The organism is Kosakonia cowanii JCM 10956 = DSM 18146, from assembly GCF_001975225.1.
GTDB classification, from domain to species: Bacteria; Pseudomonadota; Gammaproteobacteria; order Enterobacterales; family Enterobacteriaceae; genus Kosakonia; species Kosakonia cowanii.
In genome coordinates, this window is the sequence record NZ_CP019445.1 from 2,826,672 (window position 1) to 2,845,843 (window position 19,172).

At 56.7% G+C, this 19,172-nt stretch carries 11 protein-coding genes and 1 pseudogene; 6 read left to right on the forward strand and 6 right to left on the reverse strand.

The window, feature by feature from the left end; translation table 11 throughout:
• Positions 1 to 276 precede the first annotated feature (276 nt).
• The 4 genes from aat to trxB all read right to left on the reverse strand — a co-directional run bounded on the left by aat (position 277) and on the right by trxB (position 5,649).
• A complete protein-coding gene (gene aat, locus BWI95_RS13335) occupies positions 277 to 978 on the reverse strand; it encodes a leucyl/phenylalanyl-tRNA--protein transferase (RefSeq protein WP_054804024.1) in 702 nt (233 codons plus the stop codon).
• A gap of 102 nt (positions 979 to 1,080) precedes the next feature.
• Positions 1,081 to 2,802 (reverse strand): heme ABC transporter ATP-binding protein/permease CydC, encoded by a 1,722-nt coding sequence (gene cydC, locus BWI95_RS13340; RefSeq protein ID WP_054804023.1) that lies wholly within the window; start codon positions 2,800 to 2,802, stop codon positions 1,081 to 1,083.
• A complete protein-coding gene (cydD, locus tag BWI95_RS13345) occupies positions 2,803 to 4,569 on the reverse strand; it encodes a heme ABC transporter permease/ATP-binding protein CydD (protein WP_076769634.1) in 1,767 nt (588 codons plus the stop codon).
• 114 nt (positions 4,570 to 4,683) lie between these two features.
• Entirely contained in the window at positions 4,684 to 5,649 is a 966-nt protein-coding gene (gene trxB, locus BWI95_RS13350) for a thioredoxin-disulfide reductase (protein WP_054804022.1), read from the reverse strand.
• Positions 5,650 to 6,199: 550 nt separating this feature from the next.
• Here trxB and lrp point away from each other — a divergent pair.
• The 6 genes from lrp (at position 6,200) to BWI95_RS13380 (ending at position 15,844) form a co-directional block, all read left to right on the forward strand.
• Positions 6,200 to 6,694 carry a leucine-responsive transcriptional regulator Lrp gene (gene lrp, locus BWI95_RS13355; RefSeq protein WP_000228469.1) on the forward strand — a complete coding sequence of 165 codons (495 nt, stop codon included), beginning with the start codon at positions 6,200 to 6,202 and terminating at the stop codon, positions 6,692 to 6,694.
• A 120-nt stretch (positions 6,695 to 6,814) separates the two neighbouring features.
• Positions 6,815 to 10,930 (forward strand): DNA translocase FtsK 4TM domain-containing protein, encoded by a 4,116-nt coding sequence (locus tag BWI95_RS13360; RefSeq protein WP_076769635.1) that lies wholly within the window; start codon positions 6,815 to 6,817, stop codon positions 10,928 to 10,930.
• Positions 10,931 to 11,047: 117 nt separating this feature from the next.
• Positions 11,048 to 11,659 carry an outer membrane lipoprotein periplasmic chaperone LolA gene (gene lolA / locus BWI95_RS13365; RefSeq protein ID WP_076769636.1) on the forward strand — a complete coding sequence of 204 codons (612 nt, stop codon included), beginning with the start codon at positions 11,048 to 11,050 and terminating at the stop codon, positions 11,657 to 11,659.
• Between the two features lie 9 nt (positions 11,660 to 11,668).
• Positions 11,669 to 13,012, forward strand: a complete 1,344-nt coding sequence (locus BWI95_RS13370; protein WP_054803086.1) for a replication-associated recombination protein A — start codon at positions 11,669 to 11,671, stop codon at positions 13,010 to 13,012.
• A 92-nt stretch (positions 13,013 to 13,104) separates the two neighbouring features.
• Positions 13,105 to 14,397 (forward strand): serine--tRNA ligase, encoded by a 1,293-nt coding sequence (serS, locus tag BWI95_RS13375; protein WP_054803087.1) that lies wholly within the window; start codon positions 13,105 to 13,107, stop codon positions 14,395 to 14,397.
• A 298-nt stretch (positions 14,398 to 14,695) separates the two neighbouring features.
• Positions 14,696 to 15,844, forward strand: a complete 1,149-nt coding sequence (locus BWI95_RS13380) for an MFS transporter (RefSeq protein ID WP_042714176.1) — start codon at positions 14,696 to 14,698, stop codon at positions 15,842 to 15,844.
• Between the two features lie 74 nt (positions 15,845 to 15,918).
• Here the strand turns inward: BWI95_RS13380 and pflA are convergent, their stop codons facing one another.
• Together pflA and pflB are read right to left on the reverse strand one after the other, a co-directional pair.
• A complete protein-coding gene (gene pflA, locus BWI95_RS13385) occupies positions 15,919 to 16,659 on the reverse strand; it encodes a pyruvate formate lyase 1-activating protein (protein ID WP_042714174.1) in 741 nt (246 codons plus the stop codon).
• Between the two features lie 192 nt (positions 16,660 to 16,851).
• Positions 16,852 to 19,133: pseudogene (pflB, locus tag BWI95_RS13390) on the reverse strand (formate C-acetyltransferase).
• Between the last annotated feature and the right edge of the window lie 39 nt (positions 19,134 to 19,172).

Sequence of the window (19,172 nt, forward strand, 5' to 3'; positions counted from 1 at the left end):
GTATCACTACCATAATTTTTTGAATCGGCAAGATAATGCCGAAGTTCGTGTGTTAAGTAAAGATTTGTGCTGATAAAACGCAGCAAAACAGCTTTTGCCGATTCCCCGCACGCCGCAGCCAGAGCGCCAGTAAAGCGCAACCGTAAAGGGGAGCGGTAGAAGTAAACGAAGGGCATCCCTGATACGAACGACTCCCGGATGGGGCGGGGCAACAGGCAAAAGCTGCTACGAGCGACCATTATAACACTCTGAATACAAATGTGCCGAAAACATTCTTCAACGAGCCGGAAAGAGCCGACGGGGCACCCAAAAGTGTGAAGGAAGCGGGGCCAGACGTAGTTCCGCGAGGTATTGCAGATAGTCGCGGCGGGGGATCTCCACCGCGCCAAGGGAAGCGGTATGGCTATTAAGCACCTGGCAATCAATCAATTTACCGCCAAGTCTCGCGAACTCCTCGCTAAAGACCAGCAGGGCGGTTTTCGAGGCATTTACGCGTCGGCTGAACATCGACTCACCGCAGAAAAGCGAGCCCTGCGCGACGCCATACATCCCACCTACCAGCTCGTCGCCTTCCCACACTTCAATCGAGTGCGCATGACCCAGTTCATGCAAACGGTGGTAAGCCATGACGATATCGGGCGTAATCCACGTGCCTTCGTCACGATCGTCTGAACAACCATCAATGACCTGGCCAAAAGCGTGGTTCAGCGTCACGCGATAAGGTGAGGTTTTATGAAAGCGCTTCATGCTGCGGCTGACGTGAAAATTTTCCGGCCATAATACGGCGCGCGGATCGGGCGACCACCAGAGGATAGGATCACCCGGTGAAAACCACGGGAAAATCCCGCGCTGATAGGCCATCAGCAAGCGCGCCGGACTTAAGTCGCCACCAAGCGCCAGCAGCCCGTTGGGTTCACGCAGCGCCGCTTCCGGCGAAGGGAATGCAATAGAGTGACGAGAAAGCTGAACCAGGCGCATGACTGCAACGCTCCACAATGCGACAAGTGACCTCTGTTAATATCGTCATCTTTCGCTCTTGCTTCAGTGTTGGTGACGCGAGAGCGAAAATGAGTCAAACCACTACAGACGCTGCTTAAACTGGTAGTACCGCCCCTGTTTCGCCATTAACGCTGCGTGATTACCTTGCTCAATTATTTGCGCGTTGTCCATTACAATTATCCGATCGTAATTTGCCAGCCCGCGCAGACGATGGGTGACCATTAACAGGGTCTTACTTCTCATCACTTCATTAAGAAGATCAAGGATTTGGCTCTCAGTGGAGGCATCAAGCCCTTCGGTCGGTTCATCCAGTAACACCAGCGGGGCATCATGCAGCAGCGCGCGTGCAATCGCCAGACGACGCAGTTCACCGCCGGAGAGCTGACGTCCGCCTTCACCGAGCCAGGCGTTAAGGCCATTCTCATCCAGCAGCTTCTCCAGCCCCACGCGTTCCAGCGTCGCGCTCAGCATCTCATCGCTTGCCTGCGGTGAAGCCAGCAGCAAGTTATCGCGCAGCGTGGCGCTAAACAGGTGTACGCGCTGCGGCACCATACTGATAAGCGAGCGCAGATCGGCCTCAGCATACGAGCGTAATGGGCGATCCTGTAAATGAATCTCGCCCTGCTGCGGATCCCAGGCGCGCGTCAGCAGTTGCAGCAGCGTCGATTTACCACAGCCCGTGCGGCCCAAAATGGCAACATGCTCGCCTGCGGCAATCGATACGCTGAGACTATCCAGCGCCCGCTGCGGTTGTCCCGGATAGCTAAACGACACGTCGGTCAGCGCCACGCTAACCTGCTGGGGCACGGCGGTGCGCGTGGCGGGAAAAGTGACTTCCGGCTGACAGTCAGTAAGCTGCGTCACCCGCGTGGCGGAGGCAATAACCTGCCCAAGGTGCTGGAAAGCGCCGGTAACCGGGGCGAGCGCTTCAAACGCCGCCAGCGCGCAGAAGACAAAGAGTGCGATCAGCGCGCCAGGCTCGGTATTACCGCCGACATCACCGGAGGCGAACCACAGCATAATAATTACCGCCGCGCCGCTAATCGTCAGCATCACTGCCTGCGACACGGCGCTCAGATCGGACTGGCGGCGCTGCGCCTCGTGCCAGCTTAATTCGGTGTTTTCCAGCTGCTCGCGATAACGCTGGCTGGCACCAAAAATGGTCAGCTCTGCCTGCCCCTGTAACCAGCTGGTCAATTGCTGACGATACTGCCCGCGCAGTGCGGTGAGGTTTTCCCCTGTCGCTTTGCCGGCGCGATAAAAGAGGGGCGGCAGAATAAGCAGCGTCGCCAGCATAATGCCGCTTAACATCAGAGCCAGCGAGAGATCGAGCACGCTCAGGCCGACCAGCACCACAATAATCACCACCAGCGCGCCCACCAGCGGTGAAATTACACGCAGGTAGAGGTGATCAAGCGTATCGACATCAGCAACCACGCGGTTAAGCACATCGCCCTGACGAAAACGCGCCAGCCCGGCGGGGGAGAGGGGTAACAGTTTACTGAAGGTAGTCACGCGCAGATGTTCCAGCACGCGGAATGTGGCATCGTGGCTAACCAGCCGCTCGAAATAGCGCCCGGCGGTACGGGTGATCGCCGCCCCGCGCACACCGGCGGCGGGCAGCATATAGTTGAAACTATATAGCCCGGCGACGCCGACCACTGCCGAGGCGGAAAGGAACCAGCCTGAAAGCGTTAACAGCCCAATACTGGCCAGCAGCGTGACGACCGCCAGCACCACGCCCAGCGTCAGCATCCATTTATGGCGTTTATATAATGCGAGATAAGGCAGCAAGGCGCGCATTTAAATCTCCTCCTGACGATGTGCCAGCAGCGCGGCAAACACGCCCCCGGCGGCGGCAAGCTCGGCATAGCTGCCCTGTTCAACAATGCGTCCCTCCTGCATCACCCAAACGGCATCCCACTCTGCGAGGTTTTCCAACTGGTGGGTCACCATCAGCGTCGTTTGCTGGCGCGAGGCGCTGGTCAGCGCCTGCATCACACGTTGCTCGCTGTGGGCATCAAGGCTGGCGGAGGGTTCATCCAGCAGCAACAGCTGGCAGGAGGAGAGCAGAGTGCGGGCGACAGCGACACGCTGCGCCTGGCCGACGGAGAGGCGAACAGCCTGATCGCCAGGCTGGGTTTCCAGCCCTTCCGGTAACAGCGGCAGAAACTCGCTTACCCACGCCTTATCCAGCGCAGCGAGTAAGGCCGCTTCGCTGGCATCCGGGCGAGATAACAGCACATTCTCGCGCAGCGTGGCGGCTGGCAACTGCGGGTTTTGGCCGACCCAGCTTATCGCGTTGCGCCAGCTGTCGGGATCGAGCGCGCTCAGTTCAATACCGTTAACGCGCAGCGAGCCTTCATAAGGCAGGAACCCTAACAGCGCGTTAATCAGCGAGCTTTTTCCCGATCCGCTGCGCCCGACCACCACAACCCGCTGTTGGGAGGAGAGGGTAAAGGTGAGCGGCCCGGCCAGCACTGCGCCTTCGGGCGATTTAACAATTAAATCCTCTGCCGTCAGGGTGACAGGCTCACCCGCATTGAGCGTGATATCGCCGCGTTGCGGATGGGCGAGCGGCGCTTCCATAAAGGTTTTCAGGCTATCCGCTGCGCCTACTGCCTGCGCCTTCGCGTGGTAAAAGGTACCCAGATCGCGCAGCGGCTGGAAAAATTCCGGTGCCAGCACCAGCGCAAGAAAACCGGCAAACAGCGTCACGCCGGTACCGTAATGGCCGAAATTGAGTTCGCCCAGATAGGAGAAACCAAAGTAAACGGCGACCAGCGCGATGGAAAGTGACGCGAAAAATTCCAGCACCCCGGAGGAGAGAAACGCCAGGCGCAGCACTTCCATCGTGCGGCTGCGAAAATCCTGCGACGCGCGGCGGATGCTTTCCGTTTCCGCTTCGCCACGGCCAAAAATACGCAGCGTCTCCATGCCGCGCAGGCGGTCAAGGAAGTGACCGCTCAGGCGCGCCAGTGCTTTAAAGTTACGGCGGTTAGCATCGGCTGCGCCCATCCCGACCATTGCCATAAACAGCGGGATTAGCGGTGCGGTGCCAAGCAGGATCAGCGCTGCCGCCCAGTTAATCGGGAAAAGGGTAATCACAATCAGCAGCGGTACGCTCGCCGCCAGCGCCATTTGTGGCAAATAGCGGGCGTAGAAGTCATGCATGTCGTCGATTTGCTCAAGGATCAGCGTCGCCCAACTGCCGGCGGGTTTACCCTGAATCCATGCCGGGCCGGCCTGTTGCAGACGATCCAGCACGCGGCGGCGTATCGCAAAGCGGATCTGTGCCCCCGCATGAAATCCTACCCGCTCGCGCAGCCAGACCACCCAACTGCGCAGAATAAAGACCAGCACCAGCAGCGCAAAGGGCAGCAGCAGTGCCTCGCGCGGAATGTGCTCGATAATCATATGGTTGAGAATGCTGGCGAGCAGCCACGCTTGCGCGACGATCAGGACGCCGCTGACCACGCCAAGCAGGCGGGAGAGCGTCAACCAACGACGAGAAATAATGCTTTGCTGTTTTAACCAGCGAGTGAGTTCTTGCTGACGGGTTTTATTCATTGCGCGCTTTGCAGGTGAAGTTATCGGATTTTTAGCCTGCGCAATGTTACAACGGTGCAAAAATAAAGGCGACTTAATGTCGCCTTATTTACCTTTGTTACTGACTTGTAAAGATTATTTCTGAACTGCCAGCCCATCGAGGTAGCGTTCAGCATCCAGCGCTGCCATACAGCCAGTGCCAGCGGAGGTGATCGCCTGACGATAGATGTGATCCATCACGTCACCTGCGGCAAACACGCCGGGAATGCTAGTTTGTGTCGCATTACCATGAATACCGGACTGCACCTTGATGTAGCCGTTTTCCAGCTCAAGCTGACCGTCAAAGATCGCGGTGTTCGGGCTGTGGCCGATAGCGACAAACAGACCGGCAACGTCCAGCGACTCGATATTATCCGGGTTTTGCGTATCGCGCAGGCGCAGGCCGCTAACGCCCATCTGATCGCCCGTCACCTCTTCCAGCGTACGGTGCGTATGCAGCACGATATTGCCGCTCTCAACTTTATCCATCAGACGCTTGATCAGGATCTTCTCCGCGCGGAAGGTATCGCGGCGGTGGATCAGATGCACCTCTGAGGCGATATTCGCCAGGTAGAGCGCTTCTTCAACTGCGGTGTTGCCGCCGCCGATGACCGCGACTTTCTGGTTGCGGTAGAAGAAACCGTCACAGGTGGCGCAGGCAGAAACGCCGCGGCCTTTATAGGCTTCTTCAGAGGCTAGGCCTAAATAGCGCGCGGAGGCACCGGTGGCGATAATCAGCGCGTCGCAGGTGTACTCAGCGCTATCGCCAATCAGGCGGAACGGGCGGTTCTGTAAATCGACGCTGTTGATATGGTCAAAAATGATTTCAGTATCAAATTTGGTCGCATGTTCATGCATGCGCTCCATCAGACCCGGGCCGGTCAGATCGTGCGGGTCGCCCGGCCAGTTTTCCACTTCGGTGGTGGTGGTGAGCTGACCGCCTTTTTCCATACCGGTGATTAGCACCGGCTGCAGGTTTGCACGCGCAGCATAGACCGCTGCGGTATAACCGGCAGGGCCTGAACCAAGGATAAGCAGCTTACTGTGTTTGGCCGTCCCCATGAGATCCTCATTATTGTTTGGCAGACATTGGGCTGGATTGTAGGGAATTTGCGGGCGTAAAAAAAGGGCGTAGCGATTTTGTTAACGATGTGTGTGATAGAAAAGACCGATGGCGGGGCAATGATTTAGGCCAAAAACATAACAACTTCTACTGAGAAAAAGGCAGTTATAAGATGAATAAATGAGGATAAGGAATCGACCTTGATGAATATCTGGCATGTTGTACTAAAAAAAGATGTTTTGCTTTGACAATCCCCTGCGCTTTTGCGAAAACATCAAAGGAAGAAAAAAAGCAGTATTTCGCGCGTAACGCACGTTTACGCATGTAAATGCCATTTTACCGGGCTAGCGAAATCTACGCATGGCGTGGACAGACGCCATCCGTGATATCGATAGCTGCCGCAGGCACCGGTCTTCTCAACACAGCCCCTGGGATTATGCAACGGTCAGCTTGCTGGCGCGCGGCACAATACGACGGGCAAAGATCCTGAACAGTGAAGTGCACAGGGTCAAGACAGGAGTAGGGAAGGAATACAGAGAGACAATAATAATGGTAGATAGCAAGAAGCGCCCTGGCAAAGATCTCGACCGCATTGACCGCAATATTTTAAATGAACTGCAAAAAGATGGGCGTATTTCCAACGTCGAGCTTTCTAAACGAGTAGGGCTTTCGCCAACGCCGTGCCTTGAGCGCGTGCGCAGGCTGGAAAGGCAGGGGTTTATTCAGGGCTATACGGCACTGCTTAACCCGCATTATCTGGATGCATCACTGCTGGTCTTCGTTGAGATTACTCTGAATCGTGGCGCGCCGGATGTGTTTGAACAATTCAACGCTGCAGTGCAAAAACTTGAAGAAATTCAGGAGTGTCATCTGGTTTCTGGTGATTTTGACTACCTGTTGAAAACGCGCGTACCGGATATGTCGGCCTACCGCAAACTGCTGGGCGAAACGCTGTTACGCCTGCCAGGCGTAAACGACACCCGCACCTATGTGGTGATGGAAGAGGTCAAACAGAGTAATCGTCTGGTTATTAAGACGCGCTAATACGGAACAGGTGCACAATCGCTGTTTTTTGATTACACTCCTGTTAATCCATACAGCAACAGTGCCGGGGAGACCCGGCGCTGTTGTCCGTTTTAGCATCAAGGACCTGGAGAGCCTGTCTTGAGCCAGGAATACACCGAAGACAAAGAAGTCACTTTTAACAAGCTAAGCAGCGGACGCCGACTCCTCGAAGCGTTGCTGATCCTCGTTTCCCTTTCTGCCATCTGGCTGATGGCGGCGCTTCTCAGCTTTAACCCATCCGATCCAAGCTGGTCGCAGACCGCATGGCATGAGCCGATCCATAACCTTGGCGGCGTGCCCGGCGCATGGCTGGCGGATACCCTGTTTTTCATCTTCGGCATTATGGCCTACACCATTCCGGTCATTATTATCGGCGGCTGTTGGTTTGCCTGGCGCCATCGCGCCACTGAAGATTACATCGACTATTTCGCCGTCTCGCTACGCCTGATTGGCGCGCTGGCGCTGATCCTGACCTCCTGCGGTCTGGCGGCGATCAACGCGGATGATATCTGGTATTTCGCCTCGGGCGGCGTGATTGGTAGCCTGCTCAGCACCACGCTGCAGCCGCTGCTGCGCAGCAGCGGCGGAACGCTCGCACTGCTCTGCATCTGGGCCGCCGGGCTGACGCTCTTTACCGGCTGGTCATGGGTCACCATCGCTGAAAAAATCGGCAGCGTTATTCTCAATATTCTCACCTTCGCCACCAACCGCACCCGTCGCGATGACACATGGGTTGATGATGAAGAGTATGAAGAAGAGGATGAGTATGATGAGGACGAGGCAAGCGACGCGCCTCGCGAATCTCGTCGCGCCCGCATTCTGCGCGGTGCTCTGGCGCGCCGTAAACGTATTGCGGAGAAGTTTGCCAACCCGATGGGGCGCAAAACAGACGAAGCGCTCTTCTCCGGCAAGCGGATGGATGATGAAGAGGAGATCGCCTACAGCGCGCGCGGTGTGCCAGCGCAGCCAGACGACGTGCTCTTCTCGGGACATCGCGCGACGGAAGTGGAGCAGGAGTATGATCCGCTGCTCAATGGTCGCAGCGTAACGGAACCCGTTGCGGCGGCTGCCGTCGCAACAACCGTTGCCGCGCAAAGCTTCGCTGCGCCGACGGAGCCGGTTATGCAAACGCCGCAGCCCGCTGAATGGCAGCATGCGCAGCAGGCGCCTGGCTATCCTAATCAACAGCCTGCTTATCAGCCGCCGATGCATAGCGATCCACAGGCCGCTTATCAGGCGCCAATGCATGGCGATCCCCAGGCCGCTTATCAGCAGCCAACGCACTATGACGAAACGGCTGCTTATCAGCACCCTGCCGCGCAGTCCGTGCCAGAGTGGCAGCAGCCGATCACGGAAGATCCGTGGACGCCAGATGCGCCGGTAACGCCGCAGCCGCAGCAAGAAGAGGTCTACTGGCAGCCGCAGCCTGCAGCCCAGCAGTGGCAGCCTGAACCGCAAATCGCCCCTGCGCCGGAGCCGGTCATCGAACCTGAACCCGTGGTGGAAGAGGCGAAACATACCCGTCCGCCGCTCTACTACTTTGAAGAAGTGGAAGAGAAGCGAGCGCGCGAGCGTGAGCAGCTGGCCGCCTGGTATCAGCCGATTCCGGAGCCCGCTGAGCCAGAACCGGTAGCCCGACCAGCCGCGCCGTCGATGCCTGTTCCACCTGCTGTGGATCCAACGGTTGTGGCAGAGAGCGTTCTGCCCGTTGCCGCTCAGGCCGCTTCAACGGCTGGCACTGCCGCCGCCGCGGCAGCAGCCAGCGCGCCGGTGTTTGGTCTTGCCGGCGGCGCGCCACGTCCGCAGGTAAAAGAGGGGATTGGCCCGCAGCTTCCGCGACCTAACCGTGTGCGCGTGCCGACGCGTCGCGAGCTTGCTTCCTATGGCATTAAACTGCCTTCACAGCGCATGGCTGAAGAGCGTGCGCGTGAAGATGAGGTGCGTGAGCCAGATCAACATCTCTCCGATGATGATGCCGCTATGTTCCAGCAAAACGAGCTGGCACGTCAGTTCGCCGCGACGCAACACGATCGCTACGGTGAAGAGTATCAGCATGAAACGCCGCAGTTTGCTGCCTCTGAAGCTGAGTTGAATGAAGCCGAAGCGGAAGAGGCGGAGCTGGCTCGTCAGTTCGCCGCATCTCAGCAGCAGCGCTACGGCGCTGAGCCGCAGGCCTTTACGCCGGAAGATGCCGACGTCTCGCCGATGAACACAGCACCGGTTGAGCGAGCGAACGCACCGCTCTTTACGCCGCAGCCACAAGCTTCTGCACAGCCTCATTATCAGCAGCCGCAGCAGCCACCTGCCGCGCAGCCGGCGCAGCCGTCTGCTTATGGTCAACCTGCCCAGCAGCCGCAGCCGCACTATCAGCAGCCAGCCGCGCAGCCGGTGCAGCCGCCTGCTTATGGTCAGCCTGCCCAGCAACCGCAGCAGCACTATCAGCAGCCAGCCGCGCAACCGGTTCAGTCGCCTGCCTATGGTCAACCTGCCCAGCAGCCGCAACAGCACTATCAGCAGCCAGCCGCGCAGCCGGTTCAGCCGCCTGCCTATGGTCAGCCTGCCCAGCAGCCGCAACAGCACTATCAGCAGCCAGCCGCGCAGCCGGTTCAGCCGCCTGCTTATGGTCAACCTGTTCAGCAGTCGCAACAGCAATCTGCTCCGCAGCAGCAGGAGAGCCTGATCCATCCATTGCTGATGCGTAATGGTGATAGCCGCCCGGTGCAGAAGCCGACTACGCCGCTGCCGTCGCTCGATCTGTTAACGCAGCCGCCGGTGGAAGTGGAGCCGGTGGACACCTTTGCGCTTGAGCAGATGGCTCGTCTGGTTGAAGCTCGCCTGGCCGATTTCCGTATTAAAGCGGACGTGGTGAACTACTCGCCGGGTCCGGTGATCACCCGCTTTGAGCTGAACCTCGCGCCTGGCGTGAAAGCGGCGCGAATCTCTAACCTGTCACGTGACCTGGCGCGTTCGCTCTCTACCGTTGCTGTGCGCGTGGTGGAAGTGATCCCGGGTAAACCTTACGTTGGCCTTGAGTTGCCGAATAAGAAGCGCCAGACCGTCTATCTGCGAGAGGTGCTGGACTGCGTGAAATTCCGCGAAAGTCCGTCGCCGCTCACCGTGGTGCTGGGTAAAGATATCGCCGGGGATCCGGTGATTGCTGACCTGGCGAAGATGCCACACCTGCTGGTCGCCGGTACCACCGGTTCCGGTAAGTCGGTCGGCGTCAACGCCATGATCCTCAGCATGCTCTATAAAGCAACGCCGGAAGATGTGCGTTTCATCATGATCGACCCGAAAATGCTCGAGCTGTCGGTCTATGAAGGCATTCCGCATCTGTTGACCGAAGTGGTTACCGACATGAAAGACGCCGCCAATGCGCTGCGCTGGAGTGTCAATGAGATGGAGCGCCGCTACAAGCTGATGTCGGCGCTGGGCGTGCGTAACCTTGCAGGCTACAACGAGAAGATCGCCGAAGCCGCGCGGATGGGTCGTCCTATCCCGGATCCGTACTGGAAGCCGGGCGACAGCATGGCAACCGAACATCCGGTGCTGGAAAAACTGCCGTACATTGTGGTGATGGTTGATGAGTTTGCCGATCTGATGATGACGGTCGGTAAAAAGGTGGAAGAGCTGATTGCCCGCCTGGCGCAGAAAGCGCGCGCCGCCGGTATTCACCTGGTGCTGGCCACCCAGCGCCCCTCTGTGGATGTGATCACTGGCCTGATTAAAGCTAACATTCCGACGCGTATCGCCTTTACCGTATCGAGCAAGATCGACTCCCGTACCATCCTCGATCAGGGCGGTGCGGAATCGCTGCTCGGCATGGGGGATATGCTTTACTCCGGCCCGAACTCAACCTCTGCCCCGGTGCGTGTCCACGGCGCGTTTGTTCGCGATCAGGAAGTCCACGCCGTGGTGCAGGACTGGAAAGCGCGCGGGCGTCCGCAATACGTTGACGGCATCACCTCCGACAGCGAAAGCGAAGGCGGCGGCGGTGGTTTTGACGGCGGTGAAGAGCTGGATCCGCTGTTCGACCAGGCCGTTAACTTTGTCACCGAAAAACGCAAAGCTTCGATTTCCGGCGTGCAGCGCCAGTTCCGTATCGGCTACAACCGTGCGGCGCGCATTATCGAACAGATGGAAGCGCAGGGGATTGTCAGCGAGCAGGGGCACAACGGTAACCGTGAAGTGCTGGCTCCGCCGCCGTTCGAGTGATGCAAAGTTAGGTAAATAGTACAAATTCAGTTTTTTCTTCTGTCACTCTGGCGTTTCGCTTTCTAGAGTGACAGAAGGATTCTCCCACGTCGGGAGTGACGTATCAGAGGAATGACAATGAAAAAAATCGCCATGGTTTGTGCACTGATGGGCTCCTTAGTGGTCAGCAATGTCTGGGCAGACGCGGCAAGCGATCTGAAAAGCCGCCTCGATAAAGTCAGCAGCTTCCACGCCAGCTTTACCCAGAAAGTGACCGACGGCAGCGGCGCTGCGGTACAGGAAGGCCAGGGTGATTTGTGGGTTAAACGCCCGAACCTGTTTAACTGGCATATGACCCAGCCGGACGAGAGCGTACTGGTTTCCGACGGCAAAACGCTGTGGTTCTACAACCCGTTTGTTGAACAGGCGACGGCAACCTGGCTGAAAGATGCTACCAGCAACACGCCGTTTATGCTGATTGCCCGTAACCAGAGCAGCGACTGGCAGCAGTACAACATTGCGCAGAAGGGCGATGATTTTGAACTGACGCCAAAAAGCAGCAACGGTAACCTGAAACAGTTCACCATCAATGTCGGCCGCGACGGCACCATCCATCAGTTCAGCGCCATCGAACAGGATGACCAGCGCAGCAGCTATCAGCTGAAAGCGCAGCAGAACGGCGCTGTCGATGCATCGAAATTCACCTTTACCCCGCCGCAGGGCGTAACGGTTGACGATCAACGCAAGTAAGAGGCGTGCATGAGTAACATGTCGCTCGATTTTTCCGAGAACACGTTTCAACCTCTGGCCGCGCGTATGCGGCCAGAAAATTTAGCGCAGTACATTGGTCAGCAGCATCTGCTGGCACCGGGCAAACCCCTGCCGCGCGCCATCGAAGCTGGTCATCTGCACTCGATGATCCTGTGGGGACCGCCGGGCACCGGCAAAACCACGCTGGCAGAGGTCATTGCGCGCTATGCCGATGCTGATGTCGAGCGCATCTCAGCGGTCACCTCCGGCGTGAAGGAGATCCGTGAAGCCATAGAGCGCGCCCGCCAGAACCGCAATGCCGGACGCCGCACCATTCTGTTTGTCGATGAAGTCCACCGTTTTAACAAAAGCCAGCAGGATGCCTTTCTGCCGCATATCGAAGATGGCACCATCACCTTTATCGGCGCCACCACCGAAAACCCTTCATTTGAACTCAACTCCGCACTGCTCTCCCGCGCGCGCGTTTACCTGCTCAAATCCCTCACCACAGAGGATATTGAACTGGTATTGACGCAGGCGATGGAAGATAAAGCCCGCGGCTACGGCGGCCAGGATATCGTGCTGCCGGACGAAACCCGGCTGGCGATTGCCGAACTGGTGGGCGGCGATGCGCGCCGGGCGCTCAACACGCTTGAGATGATGGCGGATATGGCGGAGCTCGATAAGAGCGGCAAGCGCGTACTCAACCCTGAGCTGCTTACGGAGATTGCCGGTGAGCGCAGCGCGCGCTTTGATAATAAAGGCGACCGTTTTTACGACCTGATCTCCGCGCTGCACAAATCGGTGCGCGGAAGTGCGCCGGATGCCGCGCTCTACTGGTATGCGCGCATTATCTCAGCGGGTGGCGACCCGCTCTATGTTGCGCGCCGCTGCCTGGCGATTGCTTCAGAAGATGTCGGCAATGCCGATCCGCGCGCCATGCAGGTCGCTATCTCCGCGTGGGATTGCTTTACCCGCGTTGGCCCGGCCGAAGGCGAACGCGCCATTGCGCAGGCGATTGTCTACCTGGCCTGCGCGCCGAAAAGTAATGCCGTTTATAAAGCTTTTAAAGCTGCGATGGCCGATGCGCGACAGCGCCCCGATTATGATGTGCCGCCGCATCTGCGCAACGCGCCGACCAAGCTGATGAAGGAGATGGGTTATGGGCAGGAGTATCGCTATGCCCACGATGAGCCCAACGCCTTTGCCGCCGGGGAGGAGTATTTCCCGCAGGAAATGGCAGAAACGCGCTACTATCAGCCAACGAACAGAGGTCTTGAAGGCAAGATTGGCGAAAAGCTCGCCTGGCTCGCTGAACAGGATCATAAAAGCCCTATAAAACGCTACCGCTAGTGCGGGCGTTGCGGTAAGGTTACGGCTCATACCCTCGATCGTACTCTGCGGTCGGGTTCCTTTTATTTCAATTCGATAAGCACAGGAAAAGCATGCTCGATCCCAATCTGCTGCGTACCGAGCCAGACGCAGTCGCTGAAAAACTGGCACGCCGGGGCTTTAAGCTGGACGTAGAGAAATTACGCGCGCTCGAAGAGCGTCGTAAAGTCCTGCAGGTCAACACTGAAAATCTGCAGGCAGAGCGTAACTCACGATCGAAATCCATCGGCCAGGCGAAAGCACGCGGGGAAGATATCGAGCCATTACGCCTGGAAGTGAACAAGCTGGGTGAAGAGCTGGACGCGGCGAAAGCCGAGCTGGAAACGCTGCTGGCTGAGATCCGCGATATCGCGCTGACCATTCCGAACCTGCCTGATGACAGCGTACCGGTTGGCCGTGACGAGAACGATAACGTTGAAGTCAGCCGCTGGGGCACGCCGCGTCAGTTTGATTTCGAGATCCGCGATCACGTTACCCTCGGTGAGATGCACAGCGGCCTGGATTTTGCCGCTGCGGTGAAGCTGACCGGCTCCCGTTTCGTGGTGATGAAAGGGCAGATCGCCCGTATGCACCGCGCGCTGGCGCAGTTCATGCTGGATCTGCACACTGAGCAGCATGGCTACGCGGAAAACTATGTGCCGTACCTGGTCAACCATGACACCCTGTACGGTACTGGCCAGTTGCCGAAGTTCGCCGGCGACCTGTTCCATACCCGTCCGCTGGAAGAGGAGTCCGACAGCAGCAACTACGCGCTGATCCCGACCGCGGAAGTGCCGCTGACCAACCTCGTACGCGATGAAATTATCGATGAAGAGAGTCTGCCGATCAAAATGACCGCGCATACGCCGTGCTTCCGTTCTGAAGCGGGGTCTTATGGTCGTGACACGCGCGGTCTGATCCGTATGCACCAGTTTGATAAAGTCGAACTGGTTCAGGTGGTTCGCCCGGAAGATTCCATGGCGGCGCTGGAAGAGATTACCGGGCATGCAGAGAAAGTGCTGCAACTGCTCGGTCTGCCTTACCGCAAAGTGCTGCTCTGCACCGGCGATATGGGCTTTGGCGCCTGCAAAACCTACGATCTCGAAGTGTGGGTTCCGGCGCAGGGCACCTACCGCGAAATTTCCTCCTGCTCCAACGTCTGGGATTTCCAGGCGCGCCGCATGCAGGCACGCTGCCGCAGCAAGTCCGACAAGAAAACCCGTCTGGTGCATACCCTGAACGGCTCTGGTCTGGCAGTGGGGCGTACGCTGGTTGCGGTGCTGGAAAACTACCAGCAGGCCGATGGCCGCATTGAGGTACCGGAAGTACTGCGCCCTTATATGAATGGGCTGGAGTACATCGGTTAATCTTGCCGATACAGTATGTTTTTAAAAGCGCCTGCGGGCGCTTTTTTATTGCCTTTTTCGTGCGTCTCAACCATTAATCTTCATGAATTTTTTCAACTGAAAAATTGTCGTGGTTTATAGATTACTGGCTTCTTTTCAAAGAGATATAACGTGACGGTGCGCGCTAAGTGACAAAGAGGATAAGTTTTACAAATCGTCGTCGATAAAAAGCTCACTCTGACGAAAAACAGTGGATTGACAATGTTTTTGCCGGTGGCATGATGCGCACGCAAACTGAACTTCCTCACGGTTTTAACCCATGACCACCTATACCCGCCCAGTGCTTTTATTGCTCTGTGGCCTGATGCTGTTGACCCTGGCTATCGCGACGCTGAACACGCTCGTGCCCCTTTGGCTCGCCCATGAAAATCTGCCCACCTGGCAAGTCGGCATGGTTGGCTCATCCTATTTCACTGGCAACCTGCTGGGAACATTACTGACCGGTCGACTGATCCGCCAGATGGGTTTTAACCGCAGCTACTACATCGCCTCGCTGATTTTTGCCGCAGGCTGCGTCGGCTTAGGGCTGATGGTGGGTTTCTGGAGCTGGATGATTTGGCGTTTTATCGCCGGCGTCGGCTGCGCCATGATTTGGGTGGTGGTAGAGAGCGCGCTGATGTCCAGCGGCACTGCTCACAACCGCGGTCGCCTGCTGGCGGCCTATATGATGGTTTACTATATCGGCACCGTGCTTGGCCAATTGATGGTCAGCAAACTGCCAACCGAATTGATGAGCGTACTGCCGTGGGTTACCGGTATGGTGCTGGCTGCGATGCTGCCGCTGCTCTTTACGCGTATCGTTAATCAGCACAGCGAAGAGCAGGTGGCTTCTTCGATCTGGCCAATGCTGCGCCTGCGTCAGGCCCGTCTTGGCGTTAACGGCTGCATTATCTCCGGGATTATTCTTGGTTCGCTCTATGGCCTGATGCCGCTCTACCTGTCGCATCAGGGCGTCAGCGACTCCGGCATTGGTTTCTGGATGGCGCTGATGGTCAGTGCCGGGATTATTGGTCAGTGGCCGATTGGCCGCATCGCTGACCGCTTTGGTCGTTTACTGGTGCTGCGCGTGCAGGTTTTTGTGGTGATTATCGGTTGCTTCGGCATGCTGAGCAACGCGGCGATGGCACCGGCGCTGTTTGTACTGGGCACGGCAGGCTTTACGCTCTACCCGGTGGCGATGGCCTGGGCCTGTGAAAAAGTGGAGCATCATCAACTGGTGGCGATGAACCAGGCGCTGCTGCTGAGCTATACCATCGGCAGCCTGCTCGGACCAACGCTCACCTCCATGCTGATGCAGAGCTACTCCGACAGCCTGCTGTTTGTGATGATTGCTGGCGTATCGCTGGTCTACCTGGTGATGCTGATGCGCAAAGCGGGCCATCATCCGACGCCGGTGGCACACGCCTGACGTTTCTCCGGCTCATTCGGCCAGACAAAAAAAGCCACAACGCTATGTTGTGGCTTTTTTATTCGTTTCGCGGCTCAGTACATCACTTTATGGCCGTACTGCTCGAGGATCCCTTTTACCCGTTCCATGGTCTCTTTTTTCGGCGGGTGAATGCCATCGAGCTTGTACTCTTCGCCCATCGCCACCCATTTATGTTTGCCGAGCTCATGGTAGGGCAGCAGTTCGATTTTCTCGACGTTGCCCATGTCGCGGGTAAACTCGCCGAGGCGGTGCGCAGAGTCGTCATCATCTGACCAGCCCGGCACGACAACGTAGCGGATCCAGACCTTAATCCCTTTCTTCGCCAGATACTGGGCGAACTCCAGCGTGCGATGGTTGGAGACGCCAACCAGATTCTGGTGGATCTCATCATTCATCTGTTTCAGATCGAGCATCACCAGATCGGTGACCTCCAGCAGCTCATCGATCACCGGATCGTAGCGGCGAACAAAGCCGTTGGTATCAAGGCAGGTATGGATACCCTCTTTTTTACAGGCGCGGAACCAGTCACGGACGAACTCCGCCTGCAAAATCGCTTCGCCGCCCGAGGCAGTTACACCGCCGCCGGAAGCATTCATAAAGTGGCGATAGGCCACCACGTCTTTCATCAGCTCTTCAACGGTGATCTCTTTACCGCCATGGGTATCCCAGGTATCACGGTTATGGCAGTAGAGGCAGCGCATCAGGCAGCCCTGAAAAAAGGTGATAAAGCGGATGCCCGGGCCGTCGACCGTGCCGCAGGATTCGAAGGAGTGTATGCGACCAATAACTGACATTGCGGTGTTTTCTCCAGATGTGGCCCATCCGGGGCCTGTGTCTGTGCAGTTTCATTCCTTCTGCACTAAGTCTGTTTTGGCAGGCATCCACTCAATAGATGGCTGACGAAGCAGGCTCTGGTTGTGAAAAAGGCCCCACAGACGTGGAGCCTTTATTGTACGCTTTTTACAAGCTTCTTTCAGCCAATACCATTACATGGTCTGGGTGAAAGTACGGGTAATCACGTCCTGCTGCTGCTCTTTAGTCAGAGAGTTAAAGCGCACAGCGTAACCGGAAACGCGGATGGTCAGCTGCGGATATTTCTCCGGGTTTTCCATCGCGTCGAGCAGCATTTCGCGGTTCATAACGTTGACGTTGAGGTGCTGACCACCTTCGATTGAGGCTTCATGGTGGAAGTAACCATCCATCAGGCCTGCGAGGTTAGTTTTACGCACTTCATCATCTTTACCCAGCGCGTTCGGCACGATAGAGAAGGTGTAAGAGATACCATCTTTCGCGTAGGCAAACGGCAGTTTTGCAACGGAGGTCAGAGAGGCAACAGCACCTTTCTGGTCACGGCCGTGCATCGGGTTAGCACCCGGCCCAAACGGTGCACCAGCGCGGCGACCATCCGGGGTGTTACCGGTTTTCTTACCATACACAACGTTAGAGGTGATGGTCAGAACCGACTGAGTCGGGATCGCGTTGCGGTAGGTAGTCAGTTTCTGAATTTTCTTCATGAAACGTTCTACCAGGTCAACCGCCATGTCATCGACACGGGCGTCGTTGTTACCAAACTGCGGGTATTCGCCTTCGATTTCGAAGTCGATAGCCAGACCGTCTTCGTCACGAATCGGTTTAACTTTCGCATATTTGATAGCAGACAGGGAGTCAGCGGCAACCGACAGGCCAGCGATACCGCAAGCCATGGTGCGAACTACGTCACGATCGTGCAGCGCCATCAGTGAGGCTTCGTAGCTGTACTTGTCGTGCATGTAGTGGATAACGTTCAGTGCGGTGACATACTGTTTAGCCAGCCAGTCCATAAAGTGATCCATACGTTCCATCACTTCGTCGAACTTCAGCAGGTCGCCTTTGATAGGTTCAGATTTCGGACCTACCTGCATTTTCAGTTTTTCATCCACGCCGCCGTTGATAGCGTACAGCATGGTTTTCGCCAGGTTTGCACGGGCACCGAAGAACTGCATCTGTTTGCCGACAACCATCGGGCTTACGCAGCAGGCAATCGCGTAGTCATCGTTGTTGAAGTCCGGGCGCATCAGGTCATCGTTCTCATACTGCAGAGAAGAGGTGTCGATGGAGACTTTGGCAGCGAATTTTTGAAGTTCAGCGGCAGTTTTTCAGACCACAGAACGGTGATGTTCGGCTCCGGAGACGGCCCCATGGTGTAAAGGGTGTTCAGGAAGCGGAAGCTGTTTTTGGAAACCAGCGTACGGCCGTCAACGCCCATACCACCGATAGATTCAGTTGCCCAAATCGGGTCGCCAGAGAAGAGCTCATCATACTCAGGAGTACGCAGGAAGCGGACCATACGCAGTTTCATGACCAGGTGGTCAATCATTTCCTGTGCATCCTGCTCGGTGATTTTGCCCGCTTTCAGGTCACGTTCAATGTAGACGTCCAGGAAGGTAGAAACACGACCGAAGGACATTGCAGCGCCGTTCTGAGACTTAACCGCGGCCAGGTAGCCGAAGTAGGTCCACTGGATTGCTTCCTGAGCAGTAGTTGCCGGACCGGAGATATCACAGCCATATTTTGCTGCCATCTCTTTGATCTGACCCAGCGCGCGGTGCTGTTCAGCAATCTCTTCACGCAGACGGATAGTCGCTTCCAGGTTTACGCCGTTTTCCAGGTCAGACTGCAGAGACTGGAACTGGGCATATTTGTCTTTCATCAGGAAGTCGATACCGTACAGCGCAACGCGACGGTAGTCACCGATGATACGACCACGGCCGTAGGCGTCCGGCAGACCGGTCAGCACGCCAGATTTACGGCAGTTCAGGATATCTTTGGTGTAAACATCGAATACGCCCTGGTTATGGGTTTTACGGTATTCGGTGAAGATTTTTTTCAGCTGCGGATCCAGTTCGCGGTTGTACGCTTTGCAGGAACCTTCAACCATTTTGATCCCGCCAAACGGGATGATGGCGCGTTTCAGCGGAGCTTCGGTCTGCAGACCAACGATCTTCTCAAGCTGCTTGTTGATGTAGCCCGCATCGTGAGAGGTGATAGTGGAAGCAACGGAGGTGTCGAAATCAACTGGCGCATGCGTGCGGTTTTCCAGTTTCACGCCTTCCATGACTTTGTCCCACAGCTTGGTGGTCGCGTCAGTGGCGCCCGCCAGGAAGGACTCGTCACCTTCGTACGGAGTGTAGTTTTTCTGGATAAAATCACGTACGTTTACAGCGTTTTGCCATTCACCTTGAGTAAAACCTTCCCAGGCTGCGGCTAATTTTTCGTTAAGTTCGGACATGTAACACCTACCTTCTTAAGTGGATTTTTTATTTACTGC